The organism is Psychroserpens citreus (assembly GCF_055686305.1).
Window position 1 is genome coordinate 1,980,951 of sequence record NZ_CM145999.1, and the last position, 19,926, is coordinate 2,000,876.

15 protein-coding genes and 1 tRNA gene are annotated in these 19,926 nt (G+C 33.1%); 15 read left to right on the plus strand and 1 reads right to left on the minus strand.

All coding sequences use genetic code 11. The annotated features are described in order from the left end of the window. Positions 1-2 precede the first annotated feature (2 nt). From ACTU6T_RS08870 to ACTU6T_RS08910, 9 genes are all read left to right on the plus strand, one after another. Positions 3-3,080, plus strand: coding sequence for a SusC/RagA family TonB-linked outer membrane protein (locus ACTU6T_RS08870; protein ID WP_460217857.1), 3,078 nt, complete (start codon positions 3-5; stop codon positions 3,078-3,080). 17 nt (positions 3,081-3,097) lie between these two features. After that, a complete protein-coding gene (locus tag ACTU6T_RS08875; protein ID WP_460217858.1) occupies positions 3,098-4,702 on the plus strand; it encodes a SusD/RagB family nutrient-binding outer membrane lipoprotein in 1,605 nt (534 codons plus the stop codon). A 12-nt stretch (positions 4,703-4,714) separates the two neighbouring features. Continuing rightward, positions 4,715-5,878: a hypothetical protein gene (locus ACTU6T_RS08880; RefSeq protein WP_460217859.1), complete on the plus strand. Its 1,164-nt coding sequence runs from the start codon at positions 4,715-4,717 to the stop codon at positions 5,876-5,878. Positions 5,879-6,017: 139 nt separating this feature from the next. Beyond that, a complete protein-coding gene (locus tag ACTU6T_RS08885) occupies positions 6,018-7,013 on the plus strand; it encodes an NAD(P)H-dependent amine dehydrogenase family protein (RefSeq protein ID WP_460217860.1) in 996 nt (331 codons plus the stop codon). After that, complete coding sequence (locus ACTU6T_RS08890) at positions 7,014-8,174, plus strand: M14 family metallopeptidase (protein ID WP_460217861.1); 1,161 nt, start codon at positions 7,014-7,016, stop codon at positions 8,172-8,174. Then, positions 8,164-9,738, plus strand: coding sequence for an N-acyl-D-amino-acid deacylase family protein (locus ACTU6T_RS08895; protein WP_460217862.1), 1,575 nt, complete (start codon positions 8,164-8,166; stop codon positions 9,736-9,738). Before ACTU6T_RS08890 ends, ACTU6T_RS08895 begins: the two co-directional genes overlap by 11 nt. After that, positions 9,722-11,257: a glutamate racemase gene (locus ACTU6T_RS08900; protein WP_460217863.1), complete on the plus strand. Its 1,536-nt coding sequence runs from the start codon at positions 9,722-9,724 to the stop codon at positions 11,255-11,257. The genes ACTU6T_RS08895 and ACTU6T_RS08900 overlap by 17 nt, the downstream gene beginning before the upstream one ends. A gap of 5 nt (positions 11,258-11,262) precedes the next feature. Continuing rightward, positions 11,263-12,564 (plus strand): fibronectin type III domain-containing protein, encoded by a 1,302-nt coding sequence (locus tag ACTU6T_RS08905; protein WP_460217864.1) that lies wholly within the window; start codon positions 11,263-11,265, stop codon positions 12,562-12,564. A gap of 42 nt (positions 12,565-12,606) precedes the next feature. Beyond that, positions 12,607-13,908, plus strand: a complete 1,302-nt coding sequence (locus ACTU6T_RS08910; RefSeq protein ID WP_460217865.1) for a dicarboxylate/amino acid:cation symporter — start codon at positions 12,607-12,609, stop codon at positions 13,906-13,908. 144 nt (positions 13,909-14,052) lie between these two features. Here the strand turns inward: ACTU6T_RS08910 and ACTU6T_RS08915 are convergent. Further along, positions 14,053-14,128, minus strand: a tRNA-Phe gene (locus ACTU6T_RS08915). 191 nt (positions 14,129-14,319) lie between these two features. Between ACTU6T_RS08915 and ACTU6T_RS08920 the strand changes: the two genes are divergently transcribed. From ACTU6T_RS08920 to ACTU6T_RS08945, 6 genes are all read left to right on the plus strand, one after another. Continuing rightward, the gene (locus ACTU6T_RS08920; protein WP_460217866.1) at positions 14,320-15,048 is read left to right on the plus strand and encodes a type III pantothenate kinase; all 729 of its coding nucleotides are present in this window, start codon (positions 14,320-14,322) and stop codon (positions 15,046-15,048) included. Next, positions 15,048-16,352, plus strand: a complete 1,305-nt coding sequence (locus ACTU6T_RS08925) for a hypothetical protein (RefSeq protein ID WP_460217867.1) — start codon at positions 15,048-15,050, stop codon at positions 16,350-16,352. The genes ACTU6T_RS08920 and ACTU6T_RS08925 overlap by 1 nt, the downstream gene beginning before the upstream one ends. Before the next feature lie 17 nt (positions 16,353-16,369). Then, positions 16,370-17,752, plus strand: coding sequence for a tetratricopeptide repeat protein (locus ACTU6T_RS08930; RefSeq protein WP_460217868.1), 1,383 nt, complete (start codon positions 16,370-16,372; stop codon positions 17,750-17,752). Then, on the plus strand, positions 17,753-18,322 hold the full coding sequence (gene lptC, locus ACTU6T_RS08935; RefSeq protein ID WP_460217869.1) for an LPS export ABC transporter periplasmic protein LptC: 570 nt from the start codon (positions 17,753-17,755) through the stop codon (positions 18,320-18,322). Between the two features lie 61 nt (positions 18,323-18,383). Beyond that, on the plus strand, positions 18,384-18,572 hold the full coding sequence (locus ACTU6T_RS08940) for a hypothetical protein (protein ID WP_460217870.1): 189 nt from the start codon (positions 18,384-18,386) through the stop codon (positions 18,570-18,572). A 5-nt stretch (positions 18,573-18,577) separates the two neighbouring features. After that, positions 18,578-19,867, plus strand: a complete 1,290-nt coding sequence (locus ACTU6T_RS08945; protein WP_460217871.1) for a hemolysin family protein — start codon at positions 18,578-18,580, stop codon at positions 19,865-19,867. Positions 19,868-19,926: the final 59 nt, after the last annotated feature.

A 19,926-nucleotide genomic window follows, 5' to 3' on the forward strand; every position in this document is an offset into this window, starting at 1 on the left:
GTATGAATAAAAAAATAATTTTTTCAATTCTTGCTGTCGTATTGATGTGTTCGTTTTCGTATGCGCAAAATACAATAACAGGAACTGTGATTGACAATACTGGTATGCCTTTGCCTGGTGTTAATATTGTTGTAAAGGGTACAAGTAATGGAGCGTCAACAGATTTTGATGGGAATTACACAATAAGTGCTAATCCAGAAGATATTTTGGTGATTAGTTATTTAGGTTTTAAAACACAGGAAATTACTGTTGGAGAACAAACCCAAATAGATGTAACTTTAGTTGAAGATAGTGAGTCCTTAGATGAGGTAGTTATTACAGCACAAGGGATAAAAAAATCTAAAAAAGCTTTGGGGTATGCAATTTCTAAACTTGAGTCTAAGGATGTTGAAAAGCGACCAGAAGCCGATTTGGCTAGGACACTGCAAGGAAAAATAGCTGGTGTAAATATTTCATCTGCAAATGGTCAAACAGGATCTTCTTCTCCAATTAGGATAAGAGGGAATATTTCACTTACAGGTGTTAATAGTCCATTAATTATTGTAAATAATGTGCCTTTTAATGGATTGTTGAGAGATATTGATCCAAATGATATTAAAAGTATGAGCGTGTTAAAAGGTTTTAATGCAGCAGTACTTTATGGAACAGAAGGTAGAAATGGTGTTATTTTAATTCAAACCAAAAGTGGTAATGCGAGTTTAGGTGAAAGTAAGACAACGGCTTCTTTTTCTACAACTACATATATCAATTCAGTATCACAATTGCCAGATTATCAAAATAAATATGGTCAGGGTCAAGAAGGTAATTTTATACCAACATTCTTATCGGTTTGGGGACCAGCATTTTCTGAATTAGATGAGGTGCCTCATCCTTATGCTGGCTTGAGTAGTGTTTTTCCTGAATATACAGATGCTACTGTTCCTTATACAGCCAAAAGGAATAATGTAGAAAATGTTTTTAATACTGGAGTTGGTAATATTTATGCGCTTAATGTGTCGACAACAAAAGAAAAGTTGGCCTTTAATATTTCAGCTGGTTATACAGATGAAGAAGGTATAATTGCTCATAATGATTTGAAACGATTTAATTTAGGTATTGGTGGAAATGCTCAAGTAACAGATAAGTTAAACATTTCTGCAACACTAAATTATTCGACTAGAAAGGTTAATCGTGTTCAGTCTCAGGAGATATTTAGACGTACATTTTATTTGCCAAGAAATATTGATTTAACTGAGTTACCATATCAAAATCCATTAACAGGAGCATCTGTTTATTATAGAAATGACACTAACCCTTTATGGGTATTAAATAATTCTGGAATAAATGATGACATTGTTAGAGTATTTGGAACCTTTAATGCAAATTATCAATTCAATGATGACTTAAATTTAGCGTATAGAGTTGGTTATGACAACGAGCAATTAGATACATTTGATTACTCAAATAAAGGTGGTTTTAGAGATGATGCTTTTAGGACAGGATACCTTAACATAGATTACCAAAAAGAAGTTGTAGTTGATCAAACTTTAATTTTGGGTTATAATAAAAACTTAACTGAAGATTTAAATTTAGAAGCGCAAGTTGGTGTTAATTCTAAACTATCAAAAAGGAAGCGTCTGTCATCTGATTCACAAGGTCAAATAGTTTATGATTTTCTAAGACCTAGTAATTTCGGTTTTACAGAGTCTTCATTTGCAACAACAGATGAAAATATTGCGGGTGTATTTGGACAATTTCAATTTGGTTACAAAAATTACTTATATGCTACGCTTTCTGGAAGAAACGATTGGGGAAGTACTGTTGAAGAGGATAATAGATCATTATTCTATCCAGGTGTATCTCTTTCATTTATCCCAACCTCTGCATTCGACTTTGGTGGTGATGTTATAAATTATCTAAAAATTAGAGGAGCTTATGCAACATCTTCAGGATTTCCAGAACCCTATAGAACAAGAGATGCATTGGTCATAGATGCGAATAGATTTGCTGCAGCCGATGGGACATTGCCAGTAACAAATAGATTTAGTAGAACGTTTGCTAATCCAGATTTGAAACCTGAATTGCATAGAGAATTTGAAATAGGTATAGAAGCAAAATTATTTAAAAACCGAGTTACTTTTGAAACATCTCTATATAAAAGAGTGTCTGAAGATCAAATTGTAGATTCACCATTAGCACCTTCAACGGGCTTCGATTCTCAATTTCTTAATTTAGGAAGAATTGATAATGAAGGTATCGAAATCGACTTAGGTATTGATGTTATAAAAAATGATAACTTTAGGTGGAATCTCCGTAATATTTTCACTGCAACAGAGTCTTTAGTGGTTGAGACTAGACCTGGAGGAGGTAATGTGTCTTTAGGTACAGATAGATGGGCTGTAGAAGGTCAACCTCTAGGCGTGATAATTGGAGATTATGCATTAAGAGATGAAAATGGAAATTTGCTTATTAGTGGAAATGGTTCTAGCTCTAGAGTTGGAGAAGTTATTACAAGCTCTGATGTTGGACTTGATGATAAAGTGATTGGAGACCCTAATCCCGATTGGAGATTAACAACTATAAATAGTTTGAGTTATAAAAATTTCACCTTTAGCGCTCAAATAGAATACAGACATGGTGGAGACATTTCTTCTAGATCTGTTGAAGACTTATTAGAACGTGGTGTTACAAGAGATACTGAAAATAGAGAAGGGTCATTTGTTATTCCAGGATTTTTAGGAGATGACGAAACAGGAGAAATTCTATTAGATCCTAGTGGAAACCCAATTCCAAATACATTTCAGTTAAATGGACTAAGAACCGTTTTTTCAAATTATTACAATGCCAATGATTTAAGTATGTGGGATGCATCAGTTTTTCGTATTAGAGAAATTGCCTTTGGGTATGCTCTCATAAGAAAAAAAGGTCAAAAAATTCCGTTTGAAAGAATTGATATTACCTTGACAGGTAGAAACTTATGGTACGTAGCGCCTAATTTTCCAAAGTATGTTAATTATGATCCTGAAAATGATGGTGGTTTAGGTAGAAATAATATTCCATCTAGTAAACGATTTGCATTGGGAATGACATTCACTTTTTAATTAAATTATAAGAAAACATGATGAAAATAAAAAAATATATAAGTTTAAGTATCATCTCTTCACTTTTATTATTTGGTTGTGAAGTAAATGATTTTGACCTTCAAGATAACCCTAACCTATTAACACCAGATAGTGCTAATCCAGAATTCTTGTTAAATGAATTACAATACTTATTTCAAGATATTATGGGTGATATGACGCTAAATACAGATGACATAATGCGTTATGAAGCAATGACCGACACCTATAGTGATGTTGTAGAAGCTAATGTTTTAAATACAGAATGGGAGCGTTTTTATGAAGCCTTGATTGTTTCTAGAACCATTAATGCTCAGGCGACAGATAATGATAATCTATTGTTTCATAATGCTATTAATAAACTTTTAATGGGATATTTAACAATTACAATGGTAGATTATGTAGGTAATATTCCTTTTTCTCAAGCTACCAATCCAGGAGAATTTTCAGATCCCGAACTTGATAGTGGTGTTGAATTATATAAAATGGTACTTGAAGATATTGATCAAGCAAAATTTGATATTGAAGCGGCGACATTTGACGTCTCTTCAGATTTGTTTTATAATAGTAATAAGGATAATTGGATTGCATTCGCAAATTCGTTTAAACTTAGACTGCTTATTCAAACTAGAATGGCAAGTGGAGATCTTAATATATCAGATTTAGAAGGTGAAATTAATGCGCTTATTAATTCAGATATCATAGATACTGAATCAGAAGATTTTGTATATACGTTCGCTGCTGTTGAAGAACCAGAGAGTAGACATCCTTATTTTACTAGAGCATATATTAATGGATTTTCTCAATACATTGGTAACTACTTTATGTTCATGTTAAAAGATTCAAAAAGTATAAGTGACCCTAGAATTCGTTACTATCTATACAGACAATCTGATCTTGATCCATTTAGTGGTCCTCCGTACCTTGCTTGTGGTCAAGATGACCCTATGATTGGATTTTGTTATGTGGGAGATCAATATTGGGGATTAGATCATGGAGAAGGTCGTACAGGTCGAGGCGATAATTTATTTAGAACTGCTTATGGAATATATCCTGGAGGTGGGGCTTTTGATGAGGATCAATTTGATGGTACGCCAGATACGTCTAATTTAGGAGGCGCAGGGTTTTTACCAATATTGACTTCATCTAATATGAAATTCTTGATGGCAGAATCTGCCTTAATGTTAGGTACAACAGGTGATCCTGTGGTGTTGTTAGAAGAAGCTGTAAGAGCTTCAATGACTAAAGTATTAGGCTTTGGAGGGGTTTCTTCAACATTTGAAGCTACTAATTCGGATGTTGACGATTATGTTGCTGAGGTAATTAATAATTATAATGCAGCTAGTGATAATGCGGCAAAGTTAGATGTCATAATTACTGAATATTATCTTGCAACCTATGGAAACTCTATTGAAGCTTATAATGCTTATCGAAGAACAGGGTTTCCTTCAAATATTCAAATTCCAATTGATAATGCTATGCCAACATTTCCGAGAACTTTCCGATATGCAGAAGACGCTGTGAATTTAAATACTTCAATTTCACAAAAACCAATAACAGATAAAGTGTTTTGGGATAAAAACCCAGACGGATTTATTAATTAATACGCTATGATTATGAAAAAAACAATAATAAAAATAATGGCTTGCTTTCTTATAGTCACAGGTTGTTCAGATGATAATAATTTGTTAGAAGATATTGCAGTTAGAGGAGGATTTGTTCAATTTAAAGAAGCGCCAACAACGTTGAATTTAAATATACTTGAATTGGATACAGCAATGGTTTCAGAAGAGCTGGTTGATCCTAATAATAATATCATAAGTTATTCATTAAATTTATTTTATGAAGATATAGTAGTGACAGATTTTTTAATATTGAATAATTTTCCAACCAATCTCAACATATCTGTAAATGATATTACAAGTGCTTTAGGGATTTCTAATGACGATGTTTCCTTAGACACCGAATTTACTTTTGTCGCATTAATTACAACGCCTACAGGAACATTTTCAGGAGAGACACCAGATTTAGATGAAAACAATGTTAATCTGGGAGGAGATTCAACAGTGCGTTTGAAAGCAACAGGATTAAGAGATGCTATTGAGTTTAATGTCACATTTTTTCAACCTCCTGCGAAAACTGTAAGAATGACGTCTTTCGAAGAAGTAACTATTGGACCAAATGATGAGCCTTATGTTAGAAATGGAGGCGCTGATGAAACTGGAGATTTGGTGAATGGAGCTAACCCACCTTTTGTTGATTTTACAGCAACAGGAACTAGTCCTGAAGATGAGATTGGATTTAATACAGAATATATTGCTGTTCCTGGAATTAGTAGTAGTGGTTTAGGTTTTACTGCTGAACGTATAGGTGTTTACAGTCTGTTAGAAGATTATGAGGCTTATCCTGATGGGACTCAAGGATTTCATATGGAGGATATTGATGGAATGATTAGAATTACTTTTGATGTTGTTGATGTTCCGGATGGCCAAGAAAATTCTGGTATTTCTTTTCAAGCATTCTTTAATGATACTTCATGGGAAGCACTAGATGGTTTTCATGCATATGTTAATATTACAACTGATTCTGGAAGTGACGTGATTGAAATGGTAAATATTTTTGATGATGAGGTTGAAGCAGTTGCTGGTGTATGGAACACATATAATACTGGATTTTTAACTGGAGTACGCTCTTATCAATTGGTTTTAGAAGGTTCTGGAGGAGCTACACCAGAGTCTATTGATATCGATAATGTTATTGTTTACGAAACTGAAGATTAAAAACTGTTCAGTCATATGACTTTTAGCTTAATAGCAAGAGTCATATCGAAATACGACAAATATAGATTTGATTTAGTCAAAAAGGAGGTTGCTTAAATGATAGTGTTATTTGATCGACCTCTTTTTTTTAACGCTTAATATGATACATGTTTTACAAATAGGTTTTGGCCCTTTAGGTGTTCAGATCGCAAAGTATATAGTTGCAAAAAAAAGTGTAAAAACTATTGCAGGAGTTGATATAAACCCTAGTGTGATTGATAACAAACTATCAGATTTAGATAGTAGCTTGTCTAGCGATATTAGAGTTTTTGCTTCTGTAAAGGAGGCTATTGATGCCTTAAGTTTAATACCTGATGTAGCAATAATAACAACAGTGTCTAGTCTTAATAAAATAATTCCTCAAATTGAGGAGGTTGCTAAATTTGGAATTCCTGTAATTTCTACTTGTGAAGAGTTGTCTTATCCATGGAATTTGCAGCCAGAATTAAGTAACAGGCTAGATGTTATCTGTAAAAAAAATAATATAGCTTGTTTAGGAACAGGTGTAAACCCTGGCTTTTTAATGGATTATTTGCCATCTGTCTTCTCTTCAATTTCAAAAGAAATTGAACATATAACAATAGAGCGAATTCAAGATGCTACGCCAAGGCGTATTCCTTTTCAACAAAAAATTGGAGCAGGTCTGGATTTACAAGCATTTAAGAAGAAACAAGAAATAGGAACTTTACGACATGTAGGACTACAAGAATCCGTTTATCTATTGGCAAAAACTATTGGTTTAGAACTAGATCGAGTTACAGAAACTTTAGACCCAGTTATTGCAAAAGTAGAAGTTGAATCTAAAGCAATTAAAGTTAAAATTGGTAATGCAAGAGGGGTAGAACAAATTGCCTATGGTTATAAAGATGATGAATGTAAAATAAAGATGCGCTTTAAAGCAGCTATCGGAGAACCTCGATCTTACGATAAAGTTACGATAAAAGGCGTTCCAAATTTCACTTCGGAAATTGAAGGTGGAATTAATGGTGACATTGCAACTTGTGCTATTACGATTAATTGTATAAATAGTATTTTGAAAGCGCCTCCAGGGTTGCATACCATGGCAGATATCGCTGTTCCTGGATTTATAAATTAAATGAAACTAATAAAATTTACATACCTGCTAATCTTCTTTGTAAGCATTTCGTCATGTTCAAAAAAGAATCAGGACGTGTTGTTTGATGCATCATTTCTAGGAGCTAGTATGGATAGTGTTGTTTCATATAACGATAGTGCTTTTGAGGTTTATATTAACCCAGCTTTTGAGCCTGTTAATAAGAGTCCTTGGTTTGCGTTTTCAGTATTGAGTGAAACACAAAAATGGATTCATGTGACATTAAATTACGGAAATTATACTCATAGATACATTCCCAAGTTAAGTCTAGATAAGACAACTTGGAAGAGCATAGATTCCAATCATGTATTTTTAGATACGCTTTCTGGTAAAACAACGATTAAGCTCAAGGTGTCACCTCAAAAACTATATGTTGCAGCTCAGGAATTAGAAACCTCTCAAGACACTTATTTATGGTTAGATTCAATTGTAAATAAGAATCCTGAACTTAAAAAAGTGGTGGCAGGACAAACAGTCTTAAATAATAATAATTATTGTATTGAATTAGATAGAGAAGTTATTAGTAATTCGGTGGTATTAATTGCTCGGCAGCATCCACCAGAAATCCCTGGAGGAACTATAGGGTTTAAAGCTTTTTTTGAAGCTTTAATGGGTAGTAATTCAACTTCAAACTCTTTTAGGAAGTATTTTAATGTTTACGCCTTTCCTCTATTAAACCCAGATGGAGCAGATTTAGGACATTGGAGGCATAATGCCAAAGGTGTTGATTTAAATAGAGATTGGAACAGTTTTACGCAACCTGAAACAAAAATGGTTAAGAATTATATTGAGAATAAAGTCAAGAAAGGAACAAAAGTACAATTTGCTATAGATTTTCATACATCTTATTCTGGGCCTTATTTATTGGTTCTAGATTCTGTGCATGTTGCTAAGTCCAGAAATATAATTCATGATTGGATTCAAAACATTGAACGAAATTCCAACTTTGAAGTTGAAGCACGTAGACGAAGTCAAGAGTTGCCTTATTGTTATAATTATTTTATTAATAGGTTTAATTGTGAAGCCATAACTTATGAAGAAGGAGATGAAGTAAACAGAGATGTTATTAGGACTAGGGCCAAAATATACGCAAATGAATTTATGAAAACAATGCTTTCAAAACTTGAAAACAATGAACTCTAAAACATTATTTTTCTTTCTGATTATTGTAGGTTTTTTTTCTTGTTCCAAAGAAAAAATCGAGGCAGATATTTTAATCCTAAATGGGATTGTTTATAATGGGATTGATTCTCATGCTACAAATAATGCCATTGCGATTAAAGATGATAAAATTGTATTTTTTGGTGATGAAAATTCAGTTTTAATAGATGCTAAAGAAATTATAGATGCCAAAGGTCTAATAGTATCTCCTGGTTTTATAGACCCACACACACATGCCGATCGAGAATATAAAGATCCGTCTACTGCTCATAATTTACCATTTTTGATGCAAGGCGTCACAACTACAATTATCGGTAATGATGGTGATAGCTTTTACCCTAGTAAAACATACCAAGAGTTGTATGAAAAACAAGGCATTGGAACCAATGCAGTACAACTTATTGGTCACCATGAAATATTAGAAGCTGTAATTGGAAAGAGTGATATTGAGCCAACTCCAGAACAAATAATAGAAATGCAAGAACTCATGCAGAAAGAAATGGATGCTGGGGCTTTCGGAATGTCAACGGGTTTGTATTATTCTCCTGGGAGTTATACAAGCACAGAAGAAGTGATAGCACTTGCAAAAATTGTTGCAAAGAATGATGGTGTTTATGATACACATTTGAGAGATGAAAGTTCTAATACAATAGGGTTAGTTGCGTCCGTCCAAGAGGCTATTGAAATTGGACGACAAGCTAAATTACCAATTCATATTTCTCATATTAAATGTTTAGGTGTTGATGTATGGCATCAAAGTGATTCTATTATAAAGATTGTTGAAAATGCTCGAAAGGAAGGTATTGAAATAACAGCAAATCAGTATCCATATGATGCATCAGGAACAAGCTTAAATGCTGCAGTTTCTCCTCGATGGGCTGAAAGTGGTGGCAAAGATTCGTTATTATATAGAGTTAAACAGCCAGAATTAAAAGATCGCATTTTTAAAGACACAAAAATTAATATTATAAGGCGAGGAGGACCAACAAAGCTACTAGTAGTAAAATGTAATGATTCTGTATTCCTCGGAAAAACACTTCAAGAAATAGCAGAATTGCTAAAGATTCCAGCAGAAGAAGCTGTTTATCCAGTTCTTGAAACAGGATATGTTCGCGTTGCATCTTTTAATATGAATTCTGATGATATTCACAATTTTATGAGGCAAGATTGGGTCGTAACTGGTTCAGATGGTAATACTGGGCATCCACGCAAGTATGGCTCATTTCCAAGGAAATACTATAAGTATGTTACTCAAGATAGTATCATAAGCTTGGCATCTTTTATAAATAATAGTACATCTAAAACAGCAGCTATTTTTAAAATTCCCATGCGAGGAGAATTAAAAGAAGGTAATTATGCAGATGTCATCATTTTTAATCCAAACACATTTAGAGACGTTGCAGATTATAGTGATGCTTTTCAATATGCTGAAGGCTTAGAATATAGTATTATTAATGGTGTAATTACTGTTAATAAAGGAGAGTTTACAAATAAATTAAACGGAAGAGTGCTAAAAAAAAACAATACCAATGAAAAAGGTTTATAACGTATTATTTCTACTAACAACATTGATATTAGTAGGTTGTAAAAAAGAGGCAAAGAAGGTTGAACAACCTATTGCAAAAGAACAAAATATTGTTGATGCAGTAATTAATGATGAAAACAATTTTTATCATATTGATATGGTTAATTATCCTGCTAAGGATAAAACATTACCTATTGGTATATTTGATTCTGGAACAGGAGGTTTAACAGTTCTTAAGGCAATAGTTAATTACGATGAAAATCAAAATAGTTCACATGAAAATGGGAGTGATGGTGCACTCGACTTTGATAAAGAGTCTTTTATTTATTTAGGCGACCAGGCGAATATGCCCTACGGAAATTATTCGAAAGAGAATAAAGTAGATTTATTAAAAGAGCATATTATAAAAGATGCTCAGTTTTTAATGGATAATAAATATTATTCTGATGCTAATGATAAAGTAATAAATACTGATAAAAAACCAGTTAAAGCATTAGTCATTGCTTGTAATACTGCAACCGCATATGGTAAAGAATATATTGAAGAACTACTAAAAAAGGGGAATTCCAACCTTAAGGTTATTGGTGTGATTGATGCTGGTGTTAGAGGAACTCTAGCAAGTCTTAATAAAGATGAAGATGCTATTATAGGGGTGTTAGCCACCGCAGGAACGGTTGCGTCAAAAGGCTACCATAATACCATTGTGAAAATGAAAGATAAAATGGGTTATAAAGGTAATATTGAAGTGTTTTCACAAGGAGGAATAGGCATTGCAGAAGCTGTTGATGAAGATCCTAATTATTTTGACAAAAACTTAAAAAAACCACGAAAAGACTATAAAGGACCAGGATTGAAAGGTGATGTTAAAATTGACAAAACACTATTTGATGTATATAATTTCGATTTTAATGATAGTAAAATGTTATGTGATTCGGAAAAATCTGACGATTGCTCTATTCTTCAAATTAATGATGCTGAAAATTATGTTAGATATCATTTGGTGACATTATTGGAGCAAATACGTTTGTCAAAATCTAAAAACAAATTGAAATCTATTATTTTGGGATGCACGCATTATCCATATATGACTGATGAAATTGATGGTATCTTAAAAGAGTTATACAATTATAAAGGTGCAAATGGTAAATACCTTTATCGTGATTTCATGGTAGAACATATTCAATTGATTGATCCAGCTGTAGATACAGCAAAAGAATTGCATGACTATTTAAAGCAAGAGCAATTGTTTAATCCTAACGGAAATATAAAAGACAGTGAATTTTATATAAGTGTAACTAATAAAGATAATCCCAATAATTTAATCGATGGAGATGGGCGCTTCCCTTACGATTATAAATATGGTAGAGATGCTAATAAAATTCAGGAATATGTGAAAGTTGTACCCTTTAGTCGTCAAAACATATCCAATGATATCTTAACACGATTTCAAAAACAAATTCCTTATGTATATCAATTAATGCAAACGTTCAATAATAATAATTCTAAGACATCACATTTATCTGAAGAACATAAAATCTAGTATTTATGAAAATTTTTAAAAAAGGTATTATAGTTATTATATTAGTATTGGTTTACACATGCTCTTCCAATGATGACAGCGGATCTCAATCTAATGTAGATAATGAGGCGCCATCAAAGCCCTTAAACTTAGCATCCTCAAATATTACACAAACCTCTGTAGATTTTACTTGGACTCCAGCTACTGATAATGTAGGTGTTACAAGTTATTCTGTATTCAGAAATAATACGGTTTTAACCAGCTCAACGATACCTAGTGTTACCATTAACAATCTAAGTCTAAATACATCTTATACGTTTAAAGTGAGAGCTAGGGATGCCGCTAATAATCAGTCAGAGTTTAGTAATGAAGTTACAATCACTACTGAAGCTGATAACAGCACATTGCAAATGGCTTCAGGAAACTTAGAAATGTATATAGGTAATATAATAGATAGCGCTCCTGGAAATTCTGGAAATAATTATGAAGACCCGCTATTGTCTGAGCGTAATCTTTGGGATACGATTATAACAGATATTCTTCAAGAAAGTATAAATACAGCTGTGCCTAATGCTGGAAGTTTAGGGTATCAAATAACTGAGTTTACAGACACAACAAGTGCCCCAAATCAAATATTTTATGTGCTTGAGAAAAAAATGATTGGTACTAATTTTTGGGGAACATACGTATTTAATAAAACGCCAGAAAGAGCAAATTTAGTTATAATGGCACCGCATGCTAAATATGATACAAATACAGGGAAAGAGGCTGTGTATTGCTTTAAAGATGCTTCTGCTAAAGCTTTACTTATTAATGGTACTCATCGTTGTAATAGTAGTTTGGCCTCATCCTGTTCTGGTACAACAAGTGCTTGTGGTTCAAATGCTCCTTTTAGGATTTCAGATATGGCACATACTATTTCATCTATGTTTCAAAAAACAACTGAAAATCTATTTAGTAATGTAACTAATTCTGTTTTTGTTCAATTGCATGGTTTTGCTAAGCAGCCAACAGATCCTTATGTTATTATGAGTAATGGTACTAGAGAAGCTCCAGTTACAGATTATGCCACTTTAATTAAAGATGCACTTATATTAGAGGATAATACACTTACGTTTAGGTTAGCTCATATCGATCAAGATTGGAATCGTTTGATAGGCTTTACTAATACTCAAGGTCGATTAATTAATAATTCAACCGATTTTTGCAATACTTCTGCTATTACTACATCAGGAAGATTTATTCATATTGAGCAAGAGAAAACAAAGCTAAGAGATGATGTGAATGGGTGGGCAAAAATGAGTAATGCGTTAAAAAGTGTGTTTTAATTAGTTCAATAAGGCTTCTAAAATTTTAAATTAAATACTGATATGAAAAAACTTGCTTTACATTGGAAGATACTTTTGGGAATGCTTTTGGGAGTTATTGTTGGATTAATAATGACTAATTTTGAAGGTGGAAAAGAAATTATTCAGGATTGGGTAAAGCCATTCGGTAAAATATTTATTAATTCCTTGAAGCTTATCGCAATCCCTTTAATACTGGCCGCTTTAATTAAAGGAGTTTCAGATTTAAAAGATATTTCTAAGCTTTCAAAAATGGGAGGTAGAACGATTGGAATTTATATAACGACTACAATTATTGCGGTTTCAATTGGATTGCTTCTAGTTAATATTGTGAACCCTGGGTATTCAATTTCTGAAGACACTAGAACAGAAATGGTGAGTAATTATAGCGATAATACTACCAAATACAAAGAAACAGCAAAAACACAAAAAGAAGCAGGACCATTAAAACCTCTAGAAGATTTAGTTCCTGAAAATATTTTTAGTTCGGCAACTAGTAACCGCAATATGCTTCAAGTTATTTTCTTTGCTGTTTTTTTTGGAATAGGGTTAATTTTAATTCCTGAAGAAAAAGGCAAAACAGTAAAACACTTTTTTGATGGTTTTAATGAGGTTATTTTAAAAATGGTAGACCTTATTATGTTGGCTGCTCCTTATGGTGTATTTGCTTTGCTTGCTGCATTAGTTGTAGAATCTCCAAGTGTAGATTTGTTTAAAGCTTTAGGTTGGTATTCATTAACAGTTGTTGTTGGACTCATTTTAATGATAATTATCTACACAACTTTCGTATTGATATTTGCTAAGAAGAAACCAAAGTTTTTTATAAATGGAATTTCACCTGCGCAACTTTTGGCCTTTTCCACTAGTTCGAGTGCTGCAACTTTACCAGTTACTATGGAGCGTGTTACAGAACATCTAGGAGTGGAAGAAGAAGTGGCTAGCTTTGTGTTGCCGATTGGAGCTACAATAAATATGGATGGAACAAGTTTGTACCAAGCAGTAGCAGCAGTGTTTATTGCGCAAGCATTTGGTATGGATTTAGACTTCTCAACTCAATTGGGAATTATCGCTACAGCAACTTTAGCTTCTATAGGTAGTGCTGCGGTTCCTGGAGCTGGAATGGTTATGCTAGTTGGAGTTCTTGGTTATGCTGGTATTCCAGAAGCAGGATTAGCTCTGATTTTTGCTGTAGATAGACCTTTAGATATGTGCAGGACTACAGTTAATGTTACAGGTGATGCTGCGGTGTCAATGCTAGTGGCAAAATCTGTAGGGAAATTGGGAACTCCAAATGTGAAAAATTGGGATGATAATTACGTAAAGTAAAAAAGTAAATATGTAAGGCTTAAGATGATGCATTCATCACATTTTATATTCTTTGATTATATCTTTTAAAGTCGAATTTGAATCTCTGTCTACTCTAATGTGTTAAAAACCAAAAAACCCGATTCAGATGAATCGGGTTTTTGATGGTGGTGCCTCCAGGAATCGAACCAGGGACACAAGGATTTTCAGTCCTTTGCTCTACCAACTGAGCTAAGGCACCAGTTGCATAAAAATGCGAGTGCAAATATAGACCCATTTTTAATATTCACAAAAAGAAACCATAAAAATTTATACTAATTATTTGTTTCTTACCTCAAATCATTGATTTCAACTAAAATAATGTTATAATTTGGTTAATAACTTGCCGAAAATGACTTCTCATTTCGTAGTTTTAACACTTTTAAAATAGGTATGAATTTAATTGTTGATGTTGGTAACACCTATGTTAAGTTTGCAGTTTACAATCAAAGCAAACTCAAGGAGAAGATAGTTGGTGAGTTGAATGATTTTCAAGCCATCGCTTTAGATGTTCTTAAAGAGCATCCTGCTATCAATTCTGCTATAGTATCGTCCGTAGGACGGTTAAAATCGTCTCATGTTGATGTTTTGAAAGCTGAAATTGAGGTGATTGAGCTCTCACATCAACTCAAATTGCCTTTTAAAAATTTATATGCTACACCTACAACATTGGGCGTGGATCGCATTGCTCTAGTGAGCGCTTCAGTTGAACAATTTCCAGACCATAATGTACTCATTATTGATGCTGGTACCTGTATTACGTATGATTTTATAAACATAAATAATGAATATTTAGGTGGTGCTATTTCTCCGGGTATTCGACTACGCTATAGAACGCTAAATAATTTAACGGCTAATTTACCGTTATTGGATACAGAAATGCCTAAGGATATCCTTGGAGATTCCACGCATAACTCAATTCACTCTGGAGTTGTGATAGGCGTTTTAAAAGAAATTGATGGCATAATTGATGAATATGTTAAAAAATATTCAGATTTAACAGTTATTTTAACAGGAGGAGACGCCAAATTCTTGTCAAACCAATTAAAAAATAGCATATTTGCCAACTCAAATTTTCTTTTAGAAGGTTTGAATTTTATTTTAGAATATAACTCACAATAATGATAAAAAAACTTGTTATAGTTTTCATCGCTTTTTTTGCTTTACAATCGTATGCGCAGGAAGGTACCGCTTCTCCATATTCGTTCTACGGAATAGGAAGCCTGAAATTCAAAGGTACAGTTGAAAATAGAAGTATGGGAGGCTTAAGCATTTATACAGATAGTGTACATGTGAATTTGAGAAACCCAGCGGCTTATGTGGGACCAAATTTGAAATTATGGAATGATGAAAGCCGTCCAGTGAAATTTTCTGTTGGTGCTAGCCATAGTAGTTCAACTCTTAAGGCTAACTCAGGAGATGCTAAAGTGAACGCAACATCTTTTGACTATTTAGCACTGTCAATGCCTTTAGGTCGTTTTGGATTTGGATTTGGATTGCTGCCCTATACATCTGTGGGTTACAAGCTAGAAGATGTTTCAGACGACGTTATCCAAAATAGATATCGAGGAGAAGGTGGACTCAATAGAGCATTTTTAGGATTAGGATATAAAATTACCGATAAGTTGAGTGTTGGCGTTGATGCAAATTATAACTTCGGAAATATTCAAAATAGTGTTGTTGAGTTTGTATACGATGAAGAAGGTAATCCTGTTCAATATCAAACTAGAGAAAGTAATCGTTCAGACTTAAGTGGTTTAAATTTCAATATTGGCTTGACTTATAAAACGATGTTGAATGAAAAATTAGAATTGCAAGCTGGAGCTACATATTCTCCAGTAAGTGATTTGTCTTCCATTAATGAGCGCTCCTTTGCAACCATATTAATTAATCAATCAACAGGTCAAGAGTTTGTGGTTAACGAATTTGATGCTAATTTGCAAGAAGATGGTCTAAAAGAAACAGATCTTAGGTTGCCATCTAGGTTTTCTTTTGGAGGAGGAATTGGAGAACCAAGGCATTGGTTTATAGGTGCTGAATATACGCGCCAGAATACAAGTGAATTTTCTAATCCGATTGTTTCAATAGAAAATGCTAATTTTGTAAATGCTTCAAATTTTTCTGTTGGAGGGTTTTATATTCCAGATTATACGTCATTTTCAAGTTATTGGAAACGAGCAACCTACAGAGCAGGTTTCCACTTTGAGAACACAGGCTTAGAAATTAATAACGAAGCCATTAATGAGTTTGGCATGTCTTTTGGAGTAGGATTACCAGTTGGACAAGTATTCTCAAATGCGAATATTGGTATAGAGTTCGGAAGACGAGGAACAACAAGCCAAAACTTGATACAAGAAAACTTCTTCAATTTGAATATAAGTCTGTCGTTAAACGATAGATGGTTCCAGAAAAGAAAATATAACTAACGTAAAATAAACAGAAGATGAAAACGAGAATTACATTAATCATAGCAGCTTTGTTCATGGCAACGAATTTCGGTTTTGCGCAACAAGATGAAGAGTGCATGCTTAACCTAACGTTAATGAACGACTTTGTTAAGAGTAAGAAATATGATCAAGCTTTTGAGCCTTGGATGAAAGTGAGAAACAAATGTCCAAAGTTCAATCTGTCTATCTATAAGTATGGAGAGAAAATTTTAGACCATAAAATTGAAAATTCATCAGGAGCTGAAAAAGTTGCTTTTGTTGAAGATTATATGACACTTTTAGATAAGGGTGGAGAGTTTTTCTCAAGTAAATATCCTGCTGGAAAAATTGCAGAGAAAAAAGCTTTATTGCAATATGAGAATCAAAAAGCTTTAGGTCTTACTGATATGCAAATCTTTGATGGTTTTGATAATGTTTATAAGAACTTTGCTAAGGACTTTAAAAGTACTAAAGGCTTATATGTATACTTTACTAAAACGGTAGATTTATTCAAAGCTGGAAAATTTGAACTTCAGCGAGTATTTGATAAATATGATGATGTTAATGAACTCTTAGAGAACTTAAATGAAGGTCATGCAAAATCTTTGAATAAATTAATTCAGAAAGAAGAAGGCGGACAAACATTAAGTAAAAAAGATGGTAAGTACAAAACGTTTTACCAAAAATCATTAGAAGCTAATGGTAAAATTGCTGGGAGTCTAGATACATATTTAGGTCAGTTAGCAAACTGTGAGAATTTAATTCCATTATATCAAAAAGACTTTCCTACTTACAAGAACGATGCTGTTTGGTTAAAGAGAGCTGTAAGTAGAATGTATAATAAAGAGTGTACAGATGATCCACTTTATATAGATTTAGTAAAAGCTTATGATGCTACTGCTCCTTCATCAGATACAAAATACTTCGTTGCAACTATATTATACAAAGAAGGTAAGAATCAGGAAGGTGATAGCTATATCAAGCAAGCTTATGATTTAGAATCAGATCCTTTCAAAAAAGCAAGATTAGCAAAGAAAATTGCTAATGGATTTAAGAAAAGAGGAAGCTATGGTGCAGCTAGAAAATACTATAGAGAAGTATTAAGTCTTAATCCATCAGATGGTACGCCACACTTACAAATTGCAGCTATGTATGCAAAGAGTGCAAAAAACTGTGGAGATTCTAATTTTAACAAAAGAGCAGTATTCTGGTTTGCAGCGCAAGAAGCTTTAAAAGCTGGTAGAGTAGATCCAGCATTAAAGAAAGCAGCTAATCAAGCTGCAGCATCTTATAATGCCAATGCGCCTACAAAATCTGAAATTTTTACAGCAGGAAATGCTGGAGAAACAATAAGCATAGGTTGCTGGATTGGAGGAAGCGTAAAAGTGCCAAGCCTTTAAATGAAAACAAGAGTTTTACATAAAAATGTATACATAGTCACAGCTATTGCTGTGACTATGTTTTTTTCATGTAAAAATAACTTCAAAGAAGTACAGCAAATAGGTGTGCTTCAAAATCAACCTATTGGAGAAGCAAAAAACATCAATCTCAAATATACCGAAGCCGAAGATTCAATAGGTCGTGTAATTGCCAATTTGGAAAGCCCGAAAATGTTAGATTATTCTAATCGTGAGTTTTCATTTTCTGAATTTCCTGATGGTTTAAGATTGTCGCTTTATGATGAGAATAACCAAAAGAACATTGTAATAGCCGATTATGGAATCGTTTACAATGCCACCGATTTAATTGACCTCCAAGGTAATGTTATCTTAATTACACCTCAAAAAGATAGCTTATTTGCAGAACAGTTATATTACGACCAAAAACGAGAATGGTTATTTACAAATCAACCGGTTCGTCTCAAATCTGCTACCGCCAATAATGGGCATGGTGATATTTTTGATTCTGATACTAAGTTTAAAAACTACACCATATTAGAAGGTCGTGGCGATATGATTTTAAAAGATTAAGGTCTCTTGAGATTGTAACCAAAACATCTTTATCTTTGTACTTTAATTCTAAATATTTAATATGAAAACACTCAAGTTTTTTCAATATATCTACTTGTTTTTCGCTGCACTTTTTATTTGGGATGGATTTTCAAACATTGGAGTTGATAACAGTAGAGTTATTATTTCTTTCGTATTTGCAGCTCTGGCTATTTTTATGTTTTTCTTTAGGAAAAAATTCAGAAAAAAATTCGAAAATAGAGATAAATAGCAAGCATGGATTTTAGCATTGTTATAATTGTTCTTATGCTTTTGCTTTCGGCGTTTTTCTCCGGAATGGAAATCGCTTATGTGTCTTCCAATAAGATTCATATTGAAATAGAAAAGAAACAAGATGATTTCCTTGCTAGAATCCTTACCAAACTCACCGAAAAACCATCTAAGTTTATTGCAACCATGCTTATTGGAAACAATATAGCTTTAGTTATTTATGGGTTTGTAATGGGAGATGTTTTGGTAGATTGGTTTCAATCCATGTTACCTTCACAACATCAATTAGTAAGCTATTTATTAACTGATCTAAGTCTATTGACGCAAACCATAATTTCAACAATTGTTATTTTAATTACTGCAGAATTTTTACCAAAAGTGTTTTTTCAAATCTATGCTAATTCCTTTTTAAAGATTTTTGCTTTTCCAGCGTATCTGTTTTATGTGCTGTTCTGGTTTTTATCATCATTTATTATTTGGATATCAGATATCATCTTGAAACGTTTTTTTAAAACTGAAGGAGATGATGTCCAGCTCGCTATGACCAAGGTAGAGCTAGGAAATTATATTAGTGAACAAATGGAGTCAGTTGAAGAACATGATGAAGTGGATAGCGAAATTCAAATTTTTCAGAATGCCTTAGAGTTTTCAGAAGTAAAAGCTCGTGAAGTCATGGTGCCGCGTACCGAAATTACGGCTCTTGAAGTTAATGATACCATAAAAAATATCAGTGCAATGTTTATAGAATCAGGCTTGTCTAAAATCTTAGTCTATAAAGAGAATATCGACGATATTTTGGGTTATGTACATTCTTTTGATTTATTTAAACAACCAAAATCTATCAAATCTGTAACTAAACCTGTGGTCTATGTTCCTGCAACAATGTTCGCAAAAGATGTTCTTAATATTTTGACCAAAAAGCGAAAAAGTATGGCCGTTGTTATTGATGAATATGGTGGAACAGCAGGTATTATGACTATAGAAGATATTGTCGAAGAATTAGTTGGTGAAATTGAAGATGAACACGATAGTATAGAACTTATTGAAGAAAAACTAAGTGAAGTGAGTTACAAGTTTTCAGCGCGTTTGGAAGTTGATTATATCAATGAAACTTACAAGCTAGATTTGCCAGAAGATGAAACTTATGAAACAATAGGCGGGTTAATTGTAAATGAAACCGAAGGGATTCCTCAAGAAAATGATGAGGTTATCATTGGGGAATTCAAATTTACCATTTTGGAAGTGTCTTCAACAAAAATTGATATCGTTTCTTTAGAACTTATTGAAGTCGATTAAAACTTGTCTTTATATTCTTACGGTGTTATCCTACAAAAAGAGCTGTCAATACTAACATT